This is a genomic window from Flammeovirga sp. OC4 (assembly GCF_000812565.1).
Classification (GTDB): Bacteria; Bacteroidota; Bacteroidia; order Cytophagales; family Flammeovirgaceae; genus Flammeovirga.
Genome location: NZ_JTAM01000024.1, coordinates 84304 through 109326 on the forward strand (window position 1 = coordinate 84304; position 25023 = coordinate 109326).

Below are 25023 nucleotides of genomic sequence, written 5' to 3' on the forward strand. Positions count from 1 at the left end.
TATTATATTGCTAATATAGCAATAATAGATTTAACTTTTAAATATTTATTCTACTATTTTAAATTTCTTACTTAAAAAATAGAACATTCTTGAAATCCTTCGATGCAAAGTATTGCATTTCACATTGAACGGACTGTAAATCATGGAGTAAACTACTCTTTTGAATCGAAAAATTCTGTCATTTTATATGAAAAAAGCCATCCCTTTATCATGTAAAACAATAAGGGATGACTCCTATCAACTTATAACCAACTATTTATTCGTTACTATAACTATTACTTGATTAATATTTTAAGGTGATCAGAATTATTGGATGACCTGATGTAATAAACACCTTTTGGCAAATCTGACAAATCAATCACTTCTGAAGGTTCTTGAATTTCAATTGTTTTGACTTCTACTCCAACCCCATTGATTACGTGAAGGATTTCTTGTGCTTTCAGGTTTCTGATCTGGAATAATCCGTTATTCGGGTTGGGATAAACCACTTGATCAAAAGCAGGAACGTCAACACTTGTAATCGTCGAAGACTTAATTTCGAAAGTTTGGCTTATTGCAACTGCAGCAAAAATCTGATCTGTTTCAGTCGTTGTCGCTTTTACAGTTACAGTACCAACTGCTTTTCCGACCAATTTTCCGTCTTCAATCACTGCGATTGAAGCATCGTCAACAATGTAATTAATTTCTTGTCCGTCATAGATTGAAAACGCGGTTAAGTTTACTTCTTCATTGACTTTAAGTGTTGTAACTTGTTCACTCCAATCAATTTCATCTTGATATTTCACCACAACGGCTTTTTCCAACCTTTCTGATTCCACAAACTCTTGATCGGCTTCAGCGTAGGCTATTACCGTTATATTCCCCACTTCATTACCTCTCAATGAACTTCCTTCAAGAATGGCAGCATCAGAGTCCTCTTTCAGCAAGTATTTCACTTTAGACCCAGCGTTCGCAGCTAATGAATAAGATCCACCTACGGCCAATTTAGAAATATCTTGATCCCAAGTGATGGTGTTTTCTCTTCTTGCATTAATTGTTTTGTTGAATGTCACTGGTATGTCATTCGCAGTATTTGTAGTTGCTGAAATTTGAACATTGCCCGTACCAACAATGGTAAGTAAGTTTGTCTCGCTGATTGTTGCAATGCTCTCATTACTTGTAGCAAATGTGACAGGTTCTTCTGTTGATGAAGTGGCTTCCATCTGGAATACGTCTCCAACCATCATTACTCCTTCCTCTAAATTCCAATCGATTTCAGTATCATCTGCCGCATAAACTTCTAACTCAAACATACGCATTCTTGTATCGGTACCTTTGTCTAAGTTGTTGACCTTAAGTTTTACTTTTTGAGCGGTTACCTTGTCAAAGAATTGAATATATTCGGGGTTTCTATTATCAGTTTCTTCTAAAACTTTTACCCAGTTACCTTCAATTTCAACACTCAATTCAAAACCAACAACTGGATTACTGTATACACCATCAGAACTACCTGTCCACATGCCTACACCTGTGATATCAAAAGATTCTCCTAAATCTACGACTACTTCATGGGGTAAAGGAATTCCTTTTTCTGTAACCCAACGACTCGTTTTGTCGATCTTTTCACCATCGAGTAGGTAAGTTGCAGAATATTTCTCGTCTTGGTTCGTTACGGATTCAATTGTTTTTCCTTTGGCCACATTGACCAAAGCACCTGTTACTACTTTAAATGATCTCACTACAGATGAAGCACCATCAAATTCTTCATTACCCATTTGATAAGCTCTGATTTTTACTTGTCCTTCTCCAGAAAAAGTCATCACTCCGTCATTGATCACTGCAGGGCCATCAACCACTTCATAGTTTACTTCTAAACCAGAACTTGCTGTTGCATCCAAAGTGTAAGTACTTCTTAAGAACTGATCATCTATTGATGCAAACTCAATCGTTTGAGGTTTCAATGAAGTAGCTGCACCATTAGGTTCTAAAGTGATTTTTAATGTATTTACACTAAATGGTGAAGCATCGAATGAGATTTTATCTACTGCTTGTGAATAATTTACATTCATGATCTCTTCTATATCATAGGCTTGAGTACTTAACCATGATTGAACCGATGAGATACCTTGTGCTGTTCCGTTATCATTAAATTCAATGGAAATCGTTTGTGCTTCTGGAGCAATGTTGGTGATATTTACATACACTACATTTTCATCCCCATTTCTCATACAAAGAACTCTTGTAAGGTCCATGTCTTTCATTCCCCTTTCTGGTAAACAATAAGATCCTAGAGGGAAAGATGAAGTTAACTGCTTAAAGCCATCATACACTTTTGACTTTACAGGAGAACCACCTGAAGGTGTCTGAAGAAGCGCTGCATTGTTTCCTGATGAGTTATTGATATTGAAGATAAAGAAGTGATTCACTCCACCATTGATGGCATCACTAATACGCATGCCCATTGAAACATCACCAATATAATCAGGTTCAGATTGTTCAAAGATTTCATAAAGCCCATCCCCTTTTTGTAGCTTACCTGTTTGCTCATTGTTTTGGAAAGGTAGGCCATCAATGTAGTCATAGATCTCTTTATAGTTTTTCTCATCCCATCCGTTTCTATATCCGTGTGTTGAAACGACATCGATCTCATCATACGCTTCAGGGATTTCAGCTTTCCATACATCAAACCATTTGATCACACCTAAAACACTCCATTGACTTGTACCGCCAATATGTGGCATTTTCATTCCTTTAGTATTGATCGTAGGGTCTTCAATCATTTCGCGCAACTTAGGAATTGAATATTTATACAACCCACCATAGTAAACAGCAAAACCTGTTCCTCCTGGCTCGTTGAGCACATCTAACTCATCAATGGTTACGCCTCTGTCGTGAAACCCTTCAATTACGTCATAGTAATACTGAGCCATTTTGTCGTAAATCTCAGGATCACTATCATCAAATTCCTTTTTCTTATCTGGATCTTTTCTTAGGTCTTCAGGAATGTCTTGCACACACATTTGTACTTTAATATCCGGATTAATTTTTCGGATATCGTTCACAAAAGCAGTGAAATTATTGTACTGTTTTTCTGAATCACCAGATGGTCTTCCGTTGATATAATGCTTCACAAAGTCCAAATGAATGTCTTCCGCCACCATTTTAGCGGCTAATAACCGATTCTCCTCAGACATACTCAACCAGTGACCAATATAACTATCACAAGTACCTCCAGCACCTAAAAATTGTTGTTGTTTTTTACTTATGTCTACAGAAATACTCTGTGCCCATAAGTTTGAGGTCGCCAATAGTAAGCTACCCAATAAAAAAGTAAGTAGTTTTCTCATCGTATTACGATTAAAAATAAGTTTAATTGAATATTTGTTCACTTAAAAAATAGGCAAAACAAGTCCGACTATCTTAAAAAGTCTTTACAGTAATATTCAATCGATTAAAAAATTCATTTCACTTATAAAGTACCTATTGCCAAAACTGATTTCTCAATTTATAAGGCTTAGTTTTCTTTTCTTTTTCAGGATTGAAATGGGGATTTTTAACAGGAAGTTGAGCATTCGTCTTCTTCAACCAATGCTTTAATTCTTTCTCCATTTCAATGGCTACATCTTCATTTTCATCAATCACATTACTCGCCTCTCCAATGTCTTTTGATAGATCATAAAGTTCATCTTTCTTACCATATATTCTATAAAACTTCCAACGCCCTTTAAGAACAGCACTGTAAGGTTCAGCACCTTGTATATGGTAGTGAGGATAATGCCAAAAAAGTGTTCTGTCTATCGATTCTTTTTTGGTTAAAACTTGACTCAAATCTACTCCATCAACTGCTTTCTTCTTGTATTTTGTGGAAGTTAAAGACAACAATGTAGGCATGAAATCTATGGTCATCATAGGGACATCACTTTCAGCCTGTATTACTTTTCCTTTCCATTTCACTATCATAGGAACTCTTACCCCTCCTTCATAAAAGTTTCCTTTTCCTGTTCTGTAAGGATAATTGCTTTTGGGTTTTCTGCCTTTCTTGTTGGCTTTTAATTCCAACCCTCCATTATCACTACTCAAAACAATAATTGTATTGTCGATAAGCCCTTCGTTTTCTAATTTTTCAATAATTTGACCTACAGCGTCATCTACATGTTCCACCATAGCTGCATAGGTAGGATTTTGATGATGCTTCCCTCCTTCGCCTTTACCGATCAATGATTGATATTTCTTCACCTTTTCTGGTTTGGCTTGTAAGGGAGTATGAACATTGTAAAAATTAAATTGCAAGTAGAATGGTTTTTCCTTCGCTATTTCTATCTGATGGATGGCTTCCTTCACCAATCGATCAGTTAAAAATTCTCCTTTTTCACCATCGGCTAACGTTGGGTTGTTATACGGAGAAAAGTAACTTCCTTTATTCGTTGCAGGCGAACCTGCTTTCCAACCGCCAATATTTACATCAAAACCATGAGACAAAGGCCAATCTTTTTCTTCATCTCCTAAATGCCATTTTCCAACATGAATCGTTTTATAACCATTTTTTCTTAATTCTTCTGGCAACGTTTTACTTTCTGATGGCAAAAATAATTGCCACTCTGGAATTTTCATGGAAGCATAAGGCATAAACCAGCCATCTATCCAGTCCGTTATTCGTAATCGAGCAGGATATTGCCCCGTCATCAATGCTGCTCTTGAAGGAGAACAAACCGTACATGCGGCATAAGCATTGGTAAACTTCATACCAGTGCTAGCCAACTTATCTATATTGGGACTTTGATGGAAGTCAGAGCCGTAACACGACAAATCTTTTATACCCATATCATCCACAAAGAAAAAAACAATGTTAGGTTGTTTTTGATCTTCTTGCCCTAATCCAACCGTTGAGATAAAAAAGGGAAGTAAGAAGCAAATCAATAGATGATAATTAATTTTTGTCAGATACAATAAACGATGAATGCTGTTCATAAGTCTATTTATTTCGCTTTATAGTGTTAACCGTACAATTATAAATATTAATTGCTATAATAGCAATTAATATTTGATTATTTTTTTAAAACATGAATAATTACTCCAAAAACAAGCTTGCACTACCATAAATAGTAGTGCAAGTTGGTGTTCCAAATTTGTATTTTCTTCGTTGAATTAGTTGCGTAGCTCAACCCCAATTTTTTCAGAGTACTTGACAATAATAGTATTGTATCTACCTCTAAACTCTTCAAACTTCTTTTTTTGATCGACATCAAAGATTTCATTGAAAGCATATTCCTTAGTGGTCACCACCAAAGAATCGATCTCTAAATATTGCTGACTATCTACATCATATACTTTTCTAGCACTAATGAGCATCTTATTCATTCGCTTCAATTCGGTTTTCAATTCTCCTTGCTGTTCTTTTGTGATCGAGAACATTTGTCTTAAAACAGAAAGCTCTTTACGTGTCAATCTTGAAATTGCCAAAACAGTAATTTGATTTTCTGTTAAGATTTCGTTTCTCGACTCTTTAAACTCTTTTTCAAGTTTCTTCTTCTCTTTTACTGAGTATTTATCGATTTTTCTCAACTCTGTTAGATACTCTACACGTTGCTCTTTCAGAAGATCAATCTGTTTGTCAGTTAAAGTACCTCCTAATGTATTATTCAAGTAAGAGATATAATTCTTAATTTTCTTTTCAATTTTAGCATCTTGTGCAAAAACAAATTGCCCCAATAGCACAAGAAGAATGTTTAGTGAGATTAACTTTTTCATAACCTAAAAGTTTAATCGACAACAAACAGAATCAAAAAAGGGGTGATGTTCCAATATGAAATGAATGATAAACTATAAATGAAGTATTCGCTGTTTACTTTATAGTAAAATGATAATTGCCTTTTATAATGATCTGTTTGTTATCGTTTTTCTTCGTAAATGGAAATTTTAACAATTTAACTTCGTAAATATGGTACAATTATATAAACAAATTGCTATATTAGCAACGTTGTCGGTAAAATTATTGATTTTACTATTATAAAAGAAAGTTTCTGTTGGAATACAATGTCTCTGTTTACATTGATTTTTTAATTAATATTAAAATGAAACGAATTAGTATATTACCATTACTTATTATGGCAGGTAGCATTTTCACTTCTTGTGATAATGAAGAAAGCCTACCAACACGACCAGCATCTGTTAGTTTAGAAGGAGAAAGTCTTTTTAATGTTGAAAATGTTGGTGACACTATTAATTCCTACTTTACAGCTAAATTTGATGGCACTCCTCCTCATGATTTAGTTTATCAAGATTCAAAAGGAAATCAATACACATTCCATGCTGCTGAAAGTCGTATTTATGAAATACCGGTAGTTACTGACGTCTCTTTGACTTTCACTCCTATCTCAACGAAAGGAAAAGCGGGAGAAGGTGAAATTGAAGGGAATGCACAAGTATTATTGACTAGTGAGATTGGTCAAATACCCTTCTCTTATACAGGGTATGTTCAATCGTTTAATGGTAGCAATACAGGAACTTGGTATACCAACCCTGATGAGGCTCATGTCGACGACCGATTGGTGGTTAGAAATCATAAAAAAGATCAAGTTCATACACTTTTAGTCATCAATTTGTCGGACCTTGGTGAGTTATCGGATGAAAATAAAGTGATTCTTTCTGTCTATGGAGGAATGGAAGAAGGAAAAAACGCTCCTGTTAATTTGGCTATTTCAGGTATTGCTGAAAAAATTGAAGCGGGTACTTTATATGACGATATCATGGCGATTGAAGATCAGTTTGAATTAATCGCTGAAGATGAATTAGTATTTGACTTAGGAGAAATGAGACGATTAAGTTATGAAATCACTGATTTCTTAAAAACGAGTCAAAGTAACGGTAAAGACTATGTTACCATCAAATTAAGTGATACTAAACAAAATGCGAAGCCATTTATTTTACACACTCAATTTGAAACAGACGCCAACTTAAAATCATTCAGTTCATTAGTTGGACTTGTAGAATAATAATCAGTTAAATCTCGATAAAACCCATGTAGTTTTTACTTGGGTTTTTTTAAAGTCTTTTCGATAATAATTATTTTAATGATGAAAAAATTATACATCCTTTTAATCATCTCTTGCTCAATACTGGGATGGGGATGCAGCAAACAAACTTCAAAGTCGAATTCTAACGCTATTCAGAAACCTAATATTGTCTTAATCTATCTAGATGATCTTGGCTATGGTGATATAAGTGTCAATGGAGCGAAAGGCTTTACAACGCCAAACATTGATTTCTTAGCTCACAACGGTATAAACTTCACCAATGCTTATGCTTCTTCAGCCACTTGTACTCCTTCAAGGTATGCACTGATGACTGGGCAATATCCTTGGAAGAAAAAAGGAGCACATATTCTTTCAGGAACTGACCCTTTATTAATTGATACAGCTCAGATTACCCTTCCTAAAATGCTCAAAAAAGAAGGGTATCAGACAGCAATTATTGGCAAGTGGCACCTAGGGCTTGGACAAGGTGAAAAGAATTGGAATGAGCATATTTCTCCTGGACCCAATGAAATTGGTTTTGATCATTCCTACATCATGGCTGCTACTCAAGATAGAGTACCAACGGTTTATATTGAAAATGGTGATGTGGTAGGCCTTGATCCTAATGACCCAATTGAAGTCAATTATAAAAAGAACTTTGAAGGACAACCTACTGGGAAAAAGAACCCAGAATTAACGACCATGAAATGGCATCATGAGCACAATAATACCATCATTAATGGTATTCCGAGAATTGGTTATATGAAAGGTGGTCAATCTGCACTTTGGAGTGATGTTGACATGGCAGATCATTTCTTGGGTAAAGTTAAAAATTATATCAAGACAAATTCTTCCCAAAAGCAGCCCTTTTTCTTGGCTTATACCATGCAACAGCCCCATGTTCCAAGAACTCCTCATCCGAGATTTGTCGGTAAATCTGGAAAAGGACCTAGAGGTGATGTGATTTTAGAAGCAGATTGGTGTATTGGAGAGCTAATAAAAACTATTCAAGAAGCAGGTATTGAAGAAAATACATTGATCATTTTATCGTCAGATAATGGTCCTGTACTTAATGATGGATATTACGATGACGCAGTAGAGCTTTTGGGTGATCATGACCCTGCCGGTGGTCTAAGAGGTGGAAAATACTCTCTTTTTGAAGCAGGTACTCATGTTCCATTTATCACGTACTGGAAAGGACAAATTCAGCCACTAGCTTCCAACGCTTTAGTGTGTCAGTTAGATCTTTTTGCATCGTTGGCTACTTTGGTGGGAAGTGAAGAAAAAGCACCCGATTCTGAAAATGTTTTAGATGCATTTATGGGGAAATCAGAAGAGGGACGTCAAAATTTAGTCATCGAAGCCACTTCTAGAACTGCATTTAGAAAAGGAAATTATGTTTTAATCCCTCCTTATAAAGGTGGAAAAATTAACAAGAAAGTCAACATAGAGTTGGGTAATAGCAAAGAAATAGCTCTTTATGATCTACAGCTCGACCCTTCTCAAAGTAAAAATATTGCTTCAGAAAATCCTCAGCTTGTCGAAGAATTATATGGTGAATTCAAGGCAATCAGAGGTGAAGATAAAAAGCATAAATTTGAATTAGAACAGACTACTTATAATTAGTTTAGAATTTTATACAACTACACTAAACAAACAACTTGGCTCCCGGTACTTTTACCGTGGAGCCATTTATTTTTAATGACAAAATACACGGTTAACTAAATTTTCATTAATTAATATGATTCCTTTTATAATGGATAAATGGTTATGTATTGTGGTTCGTGAGGACGTTGCAATGCAACGACCCTACAGAACTGCATTTTAGACGATTATAAAGAAACACTTTTCTTTTACTCTGTAATCAGGCAATCACCTAGTAGTATCTAAATCGGCCTTGAAGGGAAAAGCGTTAAGAATTTCATGGAGTGAGCCGTTAAAAATGATTTTGCTGTTTGAGCAAAGCGAGTTTAAAATCATTTAGGCGAAAGAAATGGAATTTAGCTTTTGACTTCTAAGCCTTGAATTTTTTGCTTCGTTTTTGTTTCAAGACAAAAATGAAGAAGAAGGAAGTTTGAAAGTAGATCCTCTAATTACTTGTACAAAGGTCGATTGAAAGTTGACGATAATTTAGTTTACAACGGGCTAAACCAAACCGTTTAGAAACATGATAAAACCTCACTGATATTTTTAATGTATTGATTTGGTTATTGTTTTATATTGAATTATTTTTATTGCTATAATAGCAATTTTATTTCTAAAAGATCAATGATGCTTTGTAAGCATACCACATTCTAGGATAAAAAAGCTAGTTACTATTCAACAACAAACAATGAGATGAAATTTATCTTTAAACTCCTTTTAGTAAGCATCCTTTTTTATGGGTGTAAAACTTCCGCTCCAACCACATCAAAACCAAATATACTTTGGATTACCATTGAAGACACTTCCCCACAATTTATTGGGTGTTATGGTAATGAAAACGCACATACTCCCACCATTGATCAACTAGCGGAAGAAGGTGTTCGTTTCACCAATGCTTTTTCAACAGGTACGGTGTGTTCACCAAGTAGAAGTACATTAATTACAGGAGTTCGAACTTTTGAAATGGGCACTGGTAACCATAGAAGTTTTTACCCTATCCCTTCAGAAATTCATGGCTTTCCCTATTACATGAAAGAAGCAGGTTACTACGTTACCAACAATGCAAAAACAGATTATAACCTTAGAAATGGGAAAGCATTTATTAAAGATGCATGGAATGAAAGTTCTAAAAAAGCAGGATGGTGGAATAGAAAAGAAGACCAACCTTTCTTTGCTGTCTTTAATTTTGAAGACTCGCATCAGTCTCGTACTATGACTAACCCTTATTCATGGTACACTGAGAAAATTTATAACAAGCTCAATGAAGAGGAGAAAATTGATGAGGGTGCATTCAAAATGCCTCCTATTTATAAGGACACTCCTGAGATGCGTAAACAGTTTGCGAGAGTTTACAATGCAATCTCAATGACAGATAAAAAAATTGGCCATCTTCTTGAAAGACTTGAGAAGGATGGTTTAAAGGAAGAAACAATCATTTTCTTTTTTGCTGACCACGGAGAAGGAATGCCTAGAGGGAAAACGAATGGTATTGACTATGGCTACCGCGTTCCTTTTGTGGTGTGGTTTCCTGAAAAATACAAACACTTATCACCTTGGGAAACCAATGGCGGTGTTACAGACGAACTCATTAATTTTGAAGACCTTGCTCCAACACTTATTGATTTAGCCGGAGGAAAACTACCCCAACACCTCAAAGGTAGAATACTTATAGGTGAGCATCGTTCAGAGGAAAAAGAGCTTATTACTTTATCCTCTGACCGATCTGATAACGGTATTGATTTAGTAAGAACGGTGACGGATGGAAGGTATATTTACTCTAGAAACTTTATGCCTTTTATTCCTCAACAACGCTATATCCGTTACATGGAAATTTCAGAGATAGTAAATCAAATGCGTATTGATCTAAAAGGCGATCAATTAGATTCTCTTCAAAAAAGTATATTTGAAGCAAGACCGAAAGAATACCTTTTTGACATTCAAACTGATCAGTGGGAAACGCATAACCTTGCTGATAACCCAGCTTACAGCCAAATCAAAGCAAAGATGAAAGAACATTTAAAAACTGAGTTGTTAGAGCGAAGAGATGTGATGTTTTTACCTGAATATGAAATCGCTAAAATATCAGCAACTGGGACACCCTATGAGTTTCGTTTAGATAACGAAAAATATCCTATTGATAATATCTTTGACATTGCCTTTCTTTCTGGCGAACAAACGGATAAAGCATTAAAAACACAATTACAGTTTTTAAATAGTACTGATTCGATTGAAAGATATTGGGCTATATTGGGTCTTAGAAGTCAACCGAAAAATAAAATCTCACCTTATAAAGAGAGCCTTCTTAAATCTGTACATGACCAATACCCTCCTGTGTCTATTATTGCTTCTGTTATCGCTTATGACCTTTATGGAAACAGTGATGCAAAAGCAAAATTGATAGACTATTGCCTAAGTGAGAATATGCAAGAAGCTTTACTTGTTATCAACCTCATGAACTATTTAAGTGTTGATCAAAAAAGTCCTTTCATTCCAACCATGCAGAAGGTTTACGAGCTTAAGAGAGAGTATAATGTAAAAGTAGCTTCGTTAGACTTTTTGGGAAGCCTTGGGGTAATCGAAAATAATTACAACAATAAAACTTAATAGATAATTACATTGTAAACTAAATTATCGTCAACTTTCAATCCGTATTTCTACTAGATTTTATAGGGCCTACTTTAAAACTTCCTTCTTCTTCATTTTTGTCTTGAAACAAAAACGAAGCAAAAAATTCAAGGCTTAGAAGTCAAAAGCTAAATTCCATTCCTTGAGCCTAAATGATTTTAAACTCGCTGCGCTCAAACAGCAAAATCATTTTTAACGGCTCAATACATGAAATTCTTAACGCTTTTCCCTTCAAGGCCGATTTAGATACTACTAAATGATGGTCTGATTATATTTCAAAAGACAAAGGTTTTATAATAATCTTTTAAAATGTAGTGCTGTAGGGACGTTGCATTGCAACGTCCTCGCGAACCACAATACACATCTATTTACCCTTCATAAAAGGAATTGTATAAATTGGCAAAAATTTAGTTTACAATGTAATAATTAAGTTGTAAACTTAAATTATCTTCAACCTTCAATTGATATTTCTACAAGCTTTTTATGTTCTACTGATCGTCAGAAATCTTCTGATTTCTATACACCATAGATATTCGAAAACTTGGTTTTCGTTGTTTAAATAGTTACAATCATTTTATAGTTCTTCCATCGGGTAATAAAGAAAAACCGATGGAAGAACTACTGCTGTTTTATTGTTGTAAAATGGTCTCTAACCAAACTTTATACTCCGCAATAATAGAAGCATGCTCTAATTTTAAAATCACTTCATTATTGTATCTCAGAGACCTTGACCTGAAGTTATGAGCACCCGTCCATACTGCACTGTTTTCACCATCTTCAATTAAGATCGTTTTGTTATGAATTGATCTTGCACTAATCCATTTTACAGTACAGTTTTCATAATTTGCGGCCCATTCATTGAGTGTCTTTTCCCATGATACATCCAAGTTGTCTGTCCTTGACGGAGGAGCCATGATATTTAAGGTTGTACCTTGTTCAAGTAAAGCTTTAAGAGTTGATTTTAAAGTAGGGCGATCATCTTCCCATTTTGAATTCATGATAGTCACTACCGCTGAACTACTTACACCAGCAAAAATATCTACAGCAATATCACCTCCCGTGATTTTGGGTAAAAACCCCACAGTTGCTTCTCCATATTCTTCCCATTCAAAAGTCCACTCTCTTAACTTCTTTTCTGTATGAGCCACTACCATATCATCATAATTCGCTACGAAAGCATTATATAAACCTTCATCAGCCAACATCACCATGTCTTGATATTTTGGATTATCACTCGAAGTGAAATTATAACTTGTCTGTAATACGATATTTCTTCTTATTGAATCAGAAGTCGCTATACCCGAACTCAACAAGTATTTATTATGATTGATTGATTTTGAAGAAAGGTAGTTGTTATACCTTAAAAAAGTAGTCACACTATCTTGTAATAGTTTCGTAGTATAATTGTTTACAACATCAATATCCAACATAACATGCACTTCTACCCCTCTTCTCATCGCTTCCAATAAACGGTCTCTAATCGTACCCGTAGAAAACTTAAAAAGATTGACATGTATCGTTTCTCCGCTTGGAGTTGCATCAATAATGTTATTTACATTTTCATAATAAATGCTTGATGATTGTTTTAAGTCCTCATCCGTAGGAAGTACAGTAATGGGAAATTCCTCATCAAAAGTAAAAGTATGTACAGGAATTTCAGGAATCTCCGTACTGATAGTATCTGAAACTTCACACGAGAAAAAGAAAAATGGAAGAAAGAGAAGGAAAAGATGTTTCATTAGTTTAGAAAGAATTGATTTGATCTACTTATTATCGGTCCATAGTTTATTACCGTGTTCACAAAGCCTCCATATTTATTAGGATAGAAAACATATGTCGCGTTTCTAATGATATGAATACACAAAAAATGCTTCAACTCAACATTCACACATCAATGGATTTACTACCCTCTAAATCTAGTAGTCCTTCTATTGGCATTGAAGGGAAAAGCGTGAAGAATTTCATGGATTAAGCCGTTCAAAATGATTTTCTTGTTTGAGCGCAGCGAGTTTAAAATCATTTAGGCGAAAGGAATGAAATTTAGCTTTTGACTTCTAAGCCTTGAATTTTTTGCTTCGTTTTTGTTTCAAGACAAAAATGAAGAAGAAGGAAGCTTGAAAGTAAAACCCTCTAAGCTAGATTAAACGTAATTTTGTAGCTGACTTAGAATATTTAATGATGGACTATTAATACCGATATAAGATTATTATTCAGATAAAAAGAAAGGAATAAAGCACCGAAGTACTTTATTCCCTTTGATATTAGTATTGCTACTACACATTATTTAGTACCAAACGCACCAATGTATGAAGCTGAATTTGGAACTGAGAAATTCTTTCCAGCTACAGAGATTGACTTGTACATAGGAACTACCTGATCAGAACCTGCATCTTTAGCAGCAGCAGTTGCTGATAAGTGGAAGTCATATTGTGCCCAATCCTCAAATTTCACTGTTTCGATTGGCGTATAGAAAGCCTCTTCACCTTCGATTGCTTCGATTTTGAATGCTTCAACGTTGAAGTTTACGAAACCAGGCTTACCTGTAGTGATAGAAGATTCAGATACTGTTTTTAACACACCGTTGCTTGGAGCAAACTCATTTTGGATGATGTCATTGTAACCATAGTAGAATTGGTTTCCGATTGTAGTGTTTTCCATATCTACGTTTGTATCACCTGTTTCAGGGTCTCCAACGATACGAACACCATAACGGCAGTTAACGATGATGTTATTGAATACTTTACCTCTTGCACCTTCTTCGATGTTTACAGAACCACCACGGCCTGACTTTGATCTTCTCCAACCACCAGAAACGATAGTGTTGTTGTAAGCGTTGATGTTCGTTTGAACAGCTGCTCCATTTTTGTTAGACCACTTAGGACCGTTTGTAGCAATGTGGTAGAAAAGGTTGTAAGCAATATCACCAGTAGTACCTGCTTTGATGTTTAAAGCCTCACCACCTGTAGCACCGATAAACGCGAATACATTGTTGTAGAATGAAACTTGACCACCTTCAGGACGGAATGCGTCATCTACCATATATGCAATTGTAGAGTTGTGAACAACTACTTTAGTCTCAGAGTTTTCAGAGTAGAAACCATATGATGGGTCACCTACTTCAAAACCTAATTCTCTTTGGATAGAGATGTGCTCATCTGTTAAGATACCGTTCGCAAATTCCATTACAACGTGATCTAAAACGAAAGTTTTTGCTGTAGAAGTACAGATAAAACCACCCCAAGCTTGTAAGTTGAAGATGTTTGCTTCAGTTCTGTCTGCTGTAGGAACAGTAAAATAGATAGGATCCTCAGCAGTACCTAAAGCGTGTAAGTTACCATCGATGATAAATTCTGGAGCAACATCTTTATCTGCTAAAACTTTTACACCTGGCTCGATTGTTAAAGTAACACCTTCTTTAATTACAACGTGATTGCCAAAGTTTACAGTGATACCTGCAGCCCAAGTTTCGTCTTGAGTGATCTCATATACTTCAGTGATCGTAATGTCTTCAGCCTCTTCTTCCTCAGGAACAATTGGATTGTCAACATCTGGATTATCATTATCTAAAATATCAGTGTCTTCGCTACATGATACCACAACGAATAGTGTAGAAAGGATCAAAAGACCTTTTACAAGTAAAGAGTTAAAAGTTTTCATTTTGAACTTAAAAAATTGATTTGAATAGATTATAATTTATACTTAATACCCAATTGGAAATTACGTCCGTAACGTTCGTCTCTCACTTTAAGGTTATCGCCAGGATCACCTTGTAATGGGTAGTTAGATTGTCTTTCATTGGCTTCTTGATTCACATAAAGTACAAGTGGTGTATCAAGGAGATTTCTTGCTTTCGCAAATACTGTTAAACCAAAGCCGAAGTGTTTTTCAATTGAAAAGTCCATCTGCCATCTCGCTTCTTGCCAAATGTCCTTTTCATAGTAACTTACCAACTGATCGATTCTTTTGCCTGTAAATACATTGGCTAACTGAACATCAAGACCATGCTTTTGGTTTTTGTATAAAAGTGAAATATTACCGATATGTGCAGACTGTCCTTGTAATGGACGAGTTTGAGATACGTCTATTGGTATATTACTCGAAGACGGATCATTAGGATCTTCTCTTACAAAAATCACCTTGCTGGTTGTAATACTTGATTGTGTGTAAGTATAATTGGCCTTGATTCCGAAGTTTCTGAAGTATTTTGTAGCGTCAATTTCTAAACCGTAATTAATAGCGGTACCAAAATTATCAGGCTGCAAATACGGTCGACCTCTTGAGTCTCTTTTTATTCCTTTCTCTATTGGATCTTGGATATTTTTATAAAAAACGCCTACAAATAAATTATCTCTTGCACCAGGGAAAACTTCGTAACGTAAATCAATATTATCAGCGATTGTTCTCTTCAGATCTGGGTTTCCTCTTTCAGCAAAACCTGAATCCGTTGATTCTTCACCAATTGAATAAGGAACGATTTCAAAGAAGCCTGGACGGATCACAGAACGGAAGTACGATGCTCTTAAGTTAGAGTTTCCATTTATCTTATAACGGAAATGTAAACTCGGTAAATAATCAAAATACTCTTGTCCTCCTTCAGGATCTACACCATATGGAGGGTGTCTTAACGTATATCCTTGTTCTGTATGCTCTACACGAACACCACCTACAATTTCTGTACGTTGAGAAGGTTCATATTTGTATTCAATATAATACGCTAGGATATTTTCATGTGCATCATAATTCAATGCATTTGTTCTTCCGCCTTTAGGGTTGGATAATGACCAATCCACTTCATTATACTTCCAATCTTCACCCGTTTTTGTCTCATTGTTTAACGGTTTAAAGTTGTATCGGATATAATTATTTGTACGCTCTTTGTTTCTATACAATCCCCCTAATTTCAACTCACCGAAAGTGTTAAAATCAAAAGTGTTGTTGATATAAGCAGAATAATCTCTATCTGAGTTATCTTCCCAAATTCTAAATTGTGATCCAAAGTCCTCCACACGTACCTGATTCGGTACACCATTGATAAATACGGCATTTCTCGTAAAAACAGCCAAATCTGGGCGTTCTCTTGTTGCTAATGAATAAACCGCTGACCAATCCAACTTCCAAGCAGGTAATATCTGATGATCACCTTGCAACGTTGAGTTTTGAATTTGTTGCTTTGTTGTTCTTATTCTAGTTTCAAAAGTAGCCGTACCACTATTACTCTCAGGGTCGTATTCACCATCCCACAGTCTATAGCGTACAGATTCTCTTACCTGATCTTCTCTTTCATAAATCAAGGCATTGTACAAACTGATACTGTGCTTGTTATTAAAGACATAGTCAATTTTATTATGAACACCACCTCTTGTCATAGCCGATGAATATTGTCTGTATTCATACGTTTCTAAATCAAGAAGATTGGAAATTTGATTGTAGCCCACATCATAATTATGAGTATCTGAACCTCTATGTAACTTTTGTAAACTACCGGCTAAAACTACACCTAGTTTTCCATCTAAGAACCTGTTACTTACCGATGCTCCTAAATTATAATCAATCGGATTGTAGGTTTCTTTTGGCACCAAGTTGTCCGTTGTAAAATCATCAAAAGAAGCTGTGTATCCTTCAACCGCTCTGTTATGTGGTGCAATAGGATTAGTCAATGATTGATCATAAGTAAGGAAAGGTTGTCCTCCATCTTCAGAAAATAATGAATTCATACCTCCAGAAGCATTGAGCTTAAAGCTAAAATTATCTTTTGCATTTTTCATGATCAAGTTCATCGCTCCACCTACAGCATCACCTTCCATACTCGGTGTCAATGCCTTAGTTACCTCAATACGATCTAATAAATCAGACGGGAACATATCCAATGGCACGTATCTGTTTTTATTATCAGGCGAAGGTATCTTTACTCCATTTACAAGCGTATATGAATAACGCTTTGGCATACCTCTTACAATAGCATAACTACCTACACCTGAGTTACTTTGCTCTAATGATACACCCGACACTCTTTGCATGACATCTGCCACGTTTAAGTCGGGTGAAAGCTCGATAGTACTTGCAGAAACGACATTCAATACCATAGGTGAATGCTGTTCAGTAGCTCTTGCACTGGCGTCTGTATCTAATTCTCTCGAAGCTCTAATTTCCACTTCTGCCAACTCTTGATGATCTTCTTTCAAAATGAAATCAACAACTGTCTCTCCACTTACAGTTATAGATTTAGTTTGCGTTTTAAAACCAACAAAAGAGGCCTTAAGGTTCACAGTAGAACCTTTACTTATTCCCTTTATTACATAGGTCCCGTTAAGACCTACCATGGCACCGTTCATGGTACCTTCCACTACAACAGACGCACCTATCAGTGCTTCTCCACTTTTGTCTGTTATAGTCCCCTTTATAGTTTGTGCTGATACAGAAAAAATCGTCAGATTAAAAAGTAAGCTCAGCAGTAAAGACTTGTACATTTGTCTAGTTTAGATTGATTACGGGGGCAAAATTGAAGAACTGTTATTTAATTTCGTGTATAAAATAGATTACGTTTTTTTGTAAAAAGAATGAACCTCGGGTGAACAAATGAAGTTTAAATGAATTGTATCTTACAGAAAAGAAAACTACTTATTAACAATGAGTATTCATTCAAATTCTTATTTTAAAATTAACAATTATGTCAATAATAATAGTCAGCTCATCAACTAAATAGATGATATATATTTAATTTTCAGTGTTTTATAAATTAATATCAATATTTTAATGCTAACGATTAACAAGGTACACTACTTCATTAACAATTTCTTATTTTTATCGTTAACATTACACCTTAAGCCTTCAATTCAAAAAATAACTTAAAATGAACACTGATTTACTTTTTTATTTACAGTTCATATCCACATCCCTATTTCTTAACTTTAAGAAACAAAGAAGAACCTATTTTATGATTCAAAAGAGAGTAGTCAACCTTTTCTTCTTATTTTGGAGTAAAATTCGACCATGTAAAGCAATTGATAAAAAGTAATTTTTGGAAAACTTGAAGCACATTTCCTATTAAAACCTACCTATTACCTCTAATGAGGTTCTGTATTTGTCCTTAATCCAATTGATTTATAAGAATTACGATACATTAATTATAATGTTTCCTTTCATCTATTAATTATTGGTGACAATCTGATTATATTGCGCTTTCAAAATTATTTTATTGAGAAATAGATTAAGGATTAACTTTAATCATAATATAGCTCCAAAAAAATTCAATGGGAAAGAATATTAATTTATCAAAATACTTAACTGAAGAATTTGAAACACGAGAAGGTTTAGATGCCTTACTTGAATTTGTAGTATCTAGCTGGAATGACATTCAAAGTCTAGAAGTTGATAGTAGTTTGGAAAATTCTGAAACTCCAAATGACCAAATTTTGAGTTTCCTTTCGTCAATAGATGCTCAACTTGATTATGGACAAGGCTACAGAGATTTTGAAAACAGTCTCTTACCTTCTTTGCAAAAAATATCGGATCGAATTAACAAACAGTATGATCTTGTTTTAAATCCGTACTTCAAAAAAAGATCCATTACAAGCGAACAAGAGCGTAACGTTGATATTAGAGATCTTACGAACCTTATTGTTCTTATGGAATCTTTGTTGATCAATTATGACTTGGAGGAGTATGATGAGGATATTGAAATCTATAAGAAAGTATTCTTAGACGGTAAAATTGATCAAAAACCATTTGGAGTAAAAAACTTCTTAGCTAAAACAGTCGGTAAGTTTTTGGTTTTGGCCAACAACAATGTAAAGTCTTACGAAGACAAAGCATTGGCTGAAAAGCTTGTGGCTTACAAAAAACGATTAACTGCAGATATTTTGTTCTTGATCTTCAATGTAAGTTGGTTACCAAAAGAAAGAACTTATAAGAACACATTGATTTTGAATTTGCTTCAATCAATGGAATTAGGTGATAATCTTGACGATTATGGCGATATCATGACACAGGTTTTGGCTTATACTCAAAAAGTGAAAAACTTGAATCCTAGTATCGTGCGTGAATGTACGGTATTCCACGATTACACTTTACCAAAGTATTTAGAGTGGAAACAACTGGAAATCAGAGAAAGAACTTTCAAACCACTAGGTGAAGTAGAAGAGTTTAATATTCTTTTCGCTAAAAAATTAGGTTTCTTTACGGTTGATACCATCCAAAGTAATGGCAATAGTGATATTGTAAGAGCTGGGTATCCAATTGTAAACGGACACTTTGTATGGGAGAATATTCCAATGGGTGACAAAGCCAATAAAAAAGTAGTTTATCAGTAAACTACTTTCTATAGATATAAAATCCCACTTTCAAGTATGAGCTCGAAAGTGGGATTTTTTATTTTTGAGGCTATTGTTAAAATAGATTGTAACGTAAATTATCGTTAACTTTTAATCCATATTTCTACTAGATCTTATAGGACTTACTTTCAAGCTTCCTGCTTCTTCATTTTTGTCTTAACACAAAAACGAAGCAAAAAAGTCAAGGCTTTGAACGCAAAAGCTAAATTACATTCCTTTCGCCTAAATGATTTTAAACTCGCTGCGCTCAAACAGCAAAATCATTTTTAACGGCTCAATACATGAAATTCTTAACGCTTTTCCATTCAAGGCCGATGAAAGTACTACCAAACGAATTATTTAGAAAGACCACTGGTACAAATGTGAAGCATTAGCATCACTTACAATATAAAAGTAGTATACAAAAGATTACAGTACAATGGTATTGATAATCAACTGTTGCGATTTCAGGCCTTCTCCCTCCACTTCAATCTTGATATTACCTTTTTGTCCGTTGGATTGTATGATCAATAAACATTTACCATTAAATGCTTTCCTGTTCAAGTCATATTTAGAAGAACTCATATCTAAAATATCACCGTTTTCAATGCCAATCAAATGACCACCTCCAGTTACTTTAAATTGTAATTCGTTTGAAGCGTTAGGCACGAATACACCATTTTGATCCACTACAGACACTTCACAATGTAAAACATCTTTTCGGTCTGCCTGAAGCACTCGTTTATCTGTAGTCAAAGTCGTTGTATAGGCCTCTTCTGCCGTTTTAATGGTTTTAGAAGCTTGAATTTTATCATCCGTATAGGCTACAACTTTTAATTCTCCTTTTTGGTAAGGTACCTGCCACACAATTTGACGGCTCTCATTCATGGGTTTTCTACCTAAAGATGCCCCATTAAGAAATAACTCTGCTTCATCACAATTTGTATAAACCACTACTGGAATCTTAACTCCTTCTTTTCCTTTATGAGACCAATGCGGTAAGAGGTGCACCATCGGTTGATCACTCCATAAACTTTGATAGAGGTAGTAGTGATCTTTAGGGAAACCTGCCAAATCAATGATACCAAAATTTGCGGTTCTTGCAGGCCAATTAAAAGATTCTCCCAAGTAATCAAAGCCTGTCCATCTGAAATTACCCACATAAAAATCCATTTGTTCTACCCTATTCCAATCATCTCTCACTCCTATTCTTACAATAGAGTTATCATAAGAAGATTGGTATTTTGGTGAAATTCCTTCAAACACTTCCTCTTCAGAAAGATCTTCAATTTTATAGATTTTTGGTTCTAATTTCTTAAAGTGTTCTGGCTTTTCCCAAGGAGCTGGATTGTCTTTGGTTCTGTACCATGTTTTTGTTCTGTAGACACCCCTTGTCTGCAAAGTATGTGTAATCTCCGTTCCGATAATAAGTTTTTGCGGGTGATCTTCATTGTATTTTTCTAACACATTTTTAAATTCACCATGACCGTTAAAACCAGCTATATCAATGTGATCTCCTTTATAGCCTCTTCCTTGAGTGACCGGTCTTGTTGTATCCCACTTTTTTGCTTCCTCTACCAAAAGCTTTTGCTGCTCATTAGTGTACCCTTTCACCTCATTTCCTACACTCCAAATTACAACAGAGGGATGGTTTCTATCTCTTTTGATAAACGTCTCAAGATCCTTTTTCCAATATTCCTCGAAATGTAAACCATAATCAAACTTCGCTTTGGTATTCCACCAACCATCAAATGCCTCATCCATTACCATAAAACCCATTGTGTCACACATTGTATAAAATTCCGGGGCAAACGGATGATGTGCCGTCCTTAAGGCATTACAACCCATGTCTTTTAGCATTTTCAATCTTCGGTACAATACATCTTCTGGAACAGCCACACCCAATGGCCCCGCATCTTGATGATTACTTAAACCTTTTATTAAAATTGGCTCATCATTTAGAAATACTCCTTCATTTGGTTTCCATTCTACTTTTCGAATACCAAAAGTGGTGGAATAGCAATCTATTTCTTTTCCATTATGAGTAATAATAGTCTCCATGGTGTACATAGAGGGGGATTTTGGAGACCATAAGTTTGGATTTTCAACTTCAAAGTCAAGTGCTATTTCTTGCTGTTTTTGAAATTGATATTTCTTCACTGTACTACTCACTAACTGTCCTTCTTTATCCAGCACATTGATCTGAACTTCTATTTTTGCCTTCCTTTTCTTTTGATTTAAAATAGAAGCGGCCAAATGAACAGTTGCCTTTTCTGTGCTAACTTGAGGAGTAGTGATAAAAAGGTCCTCTTCTAAAAGGTATGTTCTATTTTTGGTTTCCCACCATACATTTCTATAAATACCCGAACCAGTGTACCATCTTCCGCTTGGCAATTTGGAATGATCCACCTTAACGGCAATCGTATTTTTTCCTTCTATTAAATAGGGCGTCAAATCATATTCAAAACCTAAATAACCATTAGGATGAAAACCGAGATGAAAACCATTAATCCAAACATCACTATTCAAATACACTCCATCAAATCGAATACTATAAATGGTGTTGGGATCAATTTTTTCTAACGTTATATCTTTTCGATACCAACCAATTCCGCCAGGTAAAAATGCACCCGAAGTACCAGAAGGATTCTCCTTTTTAAATTCTCCTTCAATACTCCAATCATGCGGTAAATCTAGTGCTCTCCATTTCGTGTCATCAAATGCTTTTGCTGACGCTCCTTGTGGATTGGTTAATGTAAATTTCCAATCAAAATTAATCGATTTTACCTGTCTTCCCTCCGAAGAGAAAACGACTTGGCACAATGCCAAATAAACGCCTATAAATAATATAATTTTTTTCATTTCTATTAAAATAAAAGATTGTGGAGTTGGGTTAGGATGTATTTGATTGAGACAGACATTTTCTGTATTGGCAAACACCTTCTGTTTCATAAAGCAAATCTATATTTAAGGGCAGAAAGTAGAGTACACATACACGTTTATAACTTAACTGATCATTTTTGTAGTAATTTTAGTCGTATTTATGCTAGAATTTATCAAAAAAAGGGCTGTTCAATACCAAAATGCACCCTTTGGTCTTTGAGTTGAAAAATTAGATTTTGATAAATAGACCTAAAGTAAAAGTCTGTTTTTGTATCAATTTTGTCCAAATAAGTAGCACGATTTAATAGATTGCTACTTTTTTAATTATTTATATAAAGTCAATTTCTGTTGATATAGTATGTTAGTGTTGAGAGAAGAAAAAAGATATTTTCACTTCCTCCCTACTCTAATCAAAAACATTATTTTTTTAATATTTGAAATGAAGAAGATCAACTTATTTTTTACCATTGTGGGATTACTGACATTGATAGGATGTCAAAAACAAACTACCACCAACAACGAGGCACAAAAGGAAACGAAACCTAATATTATTTTTGTCTATTTAGACGACTTAGGGTATGGTGATTTTAGTGCAAATGGTGCAAAAGGGTTCACAACTCCTAACATTGATTATTTAGCAAATAATGGTGTCAATTTCTCAAATGGCTATGCATCATCTGCCACTTGTACACCTTCAAGATATGCCGCTTTGACGGGTGCTTACCCTTGGAGAAATAACTTAAGAATTTTACCTGGAACAGCTCCATTGATCATTGACACAAAACAGCCTACTGTACCAAAAATGTTACGAACGGCTGGCTACTCTACTGCCATTATTGGGAAGTGGCACTTGGGGCTTGGTTCAGCAGATAAAGACTGGAATGAGCACATTTCTCCGGGTCCTAATGAAGTAGGTTTTGATTATTCTTACATCATGGCAGCAACACAAGACCGTGTTCCAACAGTTTACATCGAAGATGGTGATGTGGTCAACCTTGATAAAAATGATCCGATCCAAATTGACTACAAGAAAAAATTTGAAGGAGAACCTAATGCGATTGATAACCCTGAAATGCTCACGATGAAATGGCATCACGGACACAATCAAGCCGTAGTAAATGGCATCCCTAGAATTGGCTATATGAAAGGTGGTAAAGCAGCCTTATGGAGCGATGTAGATATGGCTGATCATTTTCTTGCTAAAGTCAAAACCTATATTACTGAAAAGTCTAAAGAAGATAAACCTTTCTTCTTAACTTATACCATGCAACAACCTCACGTACCAAGAACTCCTCATCCCCGTTTTGTCGGTAAATCTGGAAAAGGTCCAAGAGGTGATGTTATTTTAGAAGCTGATTGGTGTGTAGGTGAGTTATTAAAAACAATCCGTGAAGCTGGCATTGAGGAAAACACTATGATTATTTTCTCTTCTGACAACGGCCCTGTATTAAATGACGGCTATTACGATGATGCTGTTGAACTATTGGGCAACCATAACCCAAGTGGTGGTCTAAGAGGAGGAAAATATTCTTTGTATGATGCAGGTGCACACGTACCATTTATTACTTATTGGAAAGGAAAAATCAAAGGAGGTAAATCTGATGCTCTCGTAAGTCAATTAGACTTATTCAACTCTCTCGCATCTCTTGTAGGTAGTGAAGAAAGAACTGAAGATTCTAAAGATGTACTTCCAGCGTTATTGGGAGAAAGTAAAGAAGGCAGAACGTCTATCATTTTAGAAGCTACAACTAGAACTTCTTATCGTAAAGGCGATTTTGTACTTATCCCTGCGTATAAAGGTAATAAAATCAATAAAAAAGTGAATATTGAATTGGGTAATAATAACAAAGTTCAACTATTCAATCTTAAAGATGACCCTTCTCAACAAAACGACATTGCTGCTCAAAACCCTGAGTTAGTAAAAGAATTAATGGAAGAGTTCACTCAAAAAAGAGGTAATTTTAATAATACACAAGAGCTAATTCTGAAGTAATCAATAGTACATCTTTTTTAAAGCACAAGTATTTTGAAAGCAATAATACTTGTGCTTTTTTTATGTCCTCCATCATGTATCAAAAGATAGTATTACTGGCTTTAAGGGGAACACTACTAAATACATTGTAAACTAAGTTTTCGTTAATTTATACAACTCCTTTTATGAAGGATTAATGGTAGTGTGTTGTGGTTCGCGAGGACGTTGCAATGCAACGTCCCTACAGAACTGCATTTTAGAAAATTATTATAAAACCTTTGTCTTTTAACATGTAATCAGACCATCATTTAGTAGTATCTCCCTCGGCCTTGAAGGGAAGAAGTAGCAAATGAATTGGGTAGAAAGTCCAATGGTGCGAATGTTAAGCGTTAGCGGCATTCGTATCCTACAGATCATCAGAAATCTCCCGATTTCTAAAAACCACAAATAGTAGAAAACCTAGTTTATAATGCAGTAACAAAATCCCAATTGAATTAGAGCGTATTAAAAACAAAAGACCCTTCAATAGTATTGAAAGGTCTTCCGAGTAAAGATATTTTCTATAAAAAGATTAACAATTTCCCCTTCAAGTTCGATG

The 25023-nt window shown here is 35.1% G+C and carries 12 protein-coding genes; 5 read left to right on the plus strand and 7 right to left on the minus strand.

Annotated elements, in window-relative coordinates; genetic code table 11:
* Positions 1–275: 275 nt before the first annotated feature.
* The 3 genes from PL77_RS15305 to PL77_RS15315 all read right to left on the minus strand — a co-directional run bounded on the left by PL77_RS15305 (position 276) and on the right by PL77_RS15315 (position 5727).
* Entirely contained in the window at positions 276–3326 is a 3051-nt protein-coding gene (locus PL77_RS15305; protein ID WP_044207029.1) for a discoidin domain-containing protein, read from the minus strand.
* Positions 3327–3459: 133 nt separating this feature from the next.
* Positions 3460–4947 (minus strand): sulfatase, encoded by a 1488-nt coding sequence (locus tag PL77_RS15310; protein WP_082026564.1) that lies wholly within the window; start codon positions 4945–4947, stop codon positions 3460–3462.
* Positions 4948–5124: 177 nt separating this feature from the next.
* Positions 5125–5727, minus strand: a complete 603-nt coding sequence (locus PL77_RS15315; protein ID WP_044207034.1) for a hypothetical protein — start codon at positions 5725–5727, stop codon at positions 5125–5127.
* A gap of 323 nt (positions 5728–6050) precedes the next feature.
* Here PL77_RS15315 and PL77_RS15320 point away from each other — a divergent pair, with 323 nt between their 5' ends.
* The 3 genes from PL77_RS15320 (at position 6051) to PL77_RS15330 (ending at position 11240) form a co-directional block, all read left to right on the plus strand.
* Positions 6051–6971 (plus strand): hypothetical protein, encoded by a 921-nt coding sequence (locus PL77_RS15320; RefSeq protein WP_156152382.1) that lies wholly within the window; start codon positions 6051–6053, stop codon positions 6969–6971.
* Positions 6972–7052: 81 nt separating this feature from the next.
* Positions 7053–8618, plus strand: a complete 1566-nt coding sequence (locus PL77_RS15325) for an arylsulfatase (RefSeq protein WP_044207101.1) — start codon at positions 7053–7055, stop codon at positions 8616–8618.
* A 711-nt stretch (positions 8619–9329) separates the two neighbouring features.
* Positions 9330–11240, plus strand: coding sequence for a sulfatase (locus PL77_RS15330; RefSeq protein WP_044207039.1), 1911 nt, complete (start codon positions 9330–9332; stop codon positions 11238–11240).
* Positions 11241–11890: 650 nt separating this feature from the next.
* Here the strand turns inward: PL77_RS15330 and PL77_RS15335 are convergent.
* From PL77_RS15335 to PL77_RS15345, 3 genes are all read right to left on the minus strand, one after another.
* Positions 11891–13000, minus strand: coding sequence for a phosphatidylserine/phosphatidylglycerophosphate/cardiolipin synthase family protein (locus tag PL77_RS15335; protein ID WP_044207044.1), 1110 nt, complete (start codon positions 12998–13000; stop codon positions 11891–11893).
* A gap of 541 nt (positions 13001–13541) precedes the next feature.
* Positions 13542–14918, minus strand: a complete 1377-nt coding sequence (locus PL77_RS15340; protein WP_044207046.1) for a hypothetical protein — start codon at positions 14916–14918, stop codon at positions 13542–13544.
* A gap of 29 nt (positions 14919–14947) precedes the next feature.
* Complete coding sequence (locus tag PL77_RS15345; RefSeq protein ID WP_044207048.1) at positions 14948–17728, minus strand: TonB-dependent receptor; 2781 nt, start codon at positions 17726–17728, stop codon at positions 14948–14950.
* Positions 17729–18511: 783 nt separating this feature from the next.
* On the opposite strand from PL77_RS15345, the gene PL77_RS15350 reads away from it, so the two are divergent.
* A complete protein-coding gene (locus PL77_RS15350; protein ID WP_044207051.1) occupies positions 18512–19570 on the plus strand; it encodes a hypothetical protein in 1059 nt (352 codons plus the stop codon).
* A 429-nt stretch (positions 19571–19999) separates the two neighbouring features.
* Here the strand turns inward: PL77_RS15350 and PL77_RS15355 are convergent, their stop codons facing one another.
* Positions 20000–22522, minus strand: a complete 2523-nt coding sequence (locus tag PL77_RS15355; RefSeq protein WP_052444461.1) for a glycoside hydrolase family 2 TIM barrel-domain containing protein — start codon at positions 22520–22522, stop codon at positions 20000–20002.
* A 370-nt stretch (positions 22523–22892) separates the two neighbouring features.
* Here PL77_RS15355 and PL77_RS15360 point away from each other — a divergent pair, with 370 nt between their 5' ends.
* On the plus strand, positions 22893–24446 hold the full coding sequence (locus PL77_RS15360) for an arylsulfatase (protein ID WP_044207107.1): 1554 nt from the start codon (positions 22893–22895) through the stop codon (positions 24444–24446).
* Positions 24447–25023: the final 577 nt, after the last annotated feature.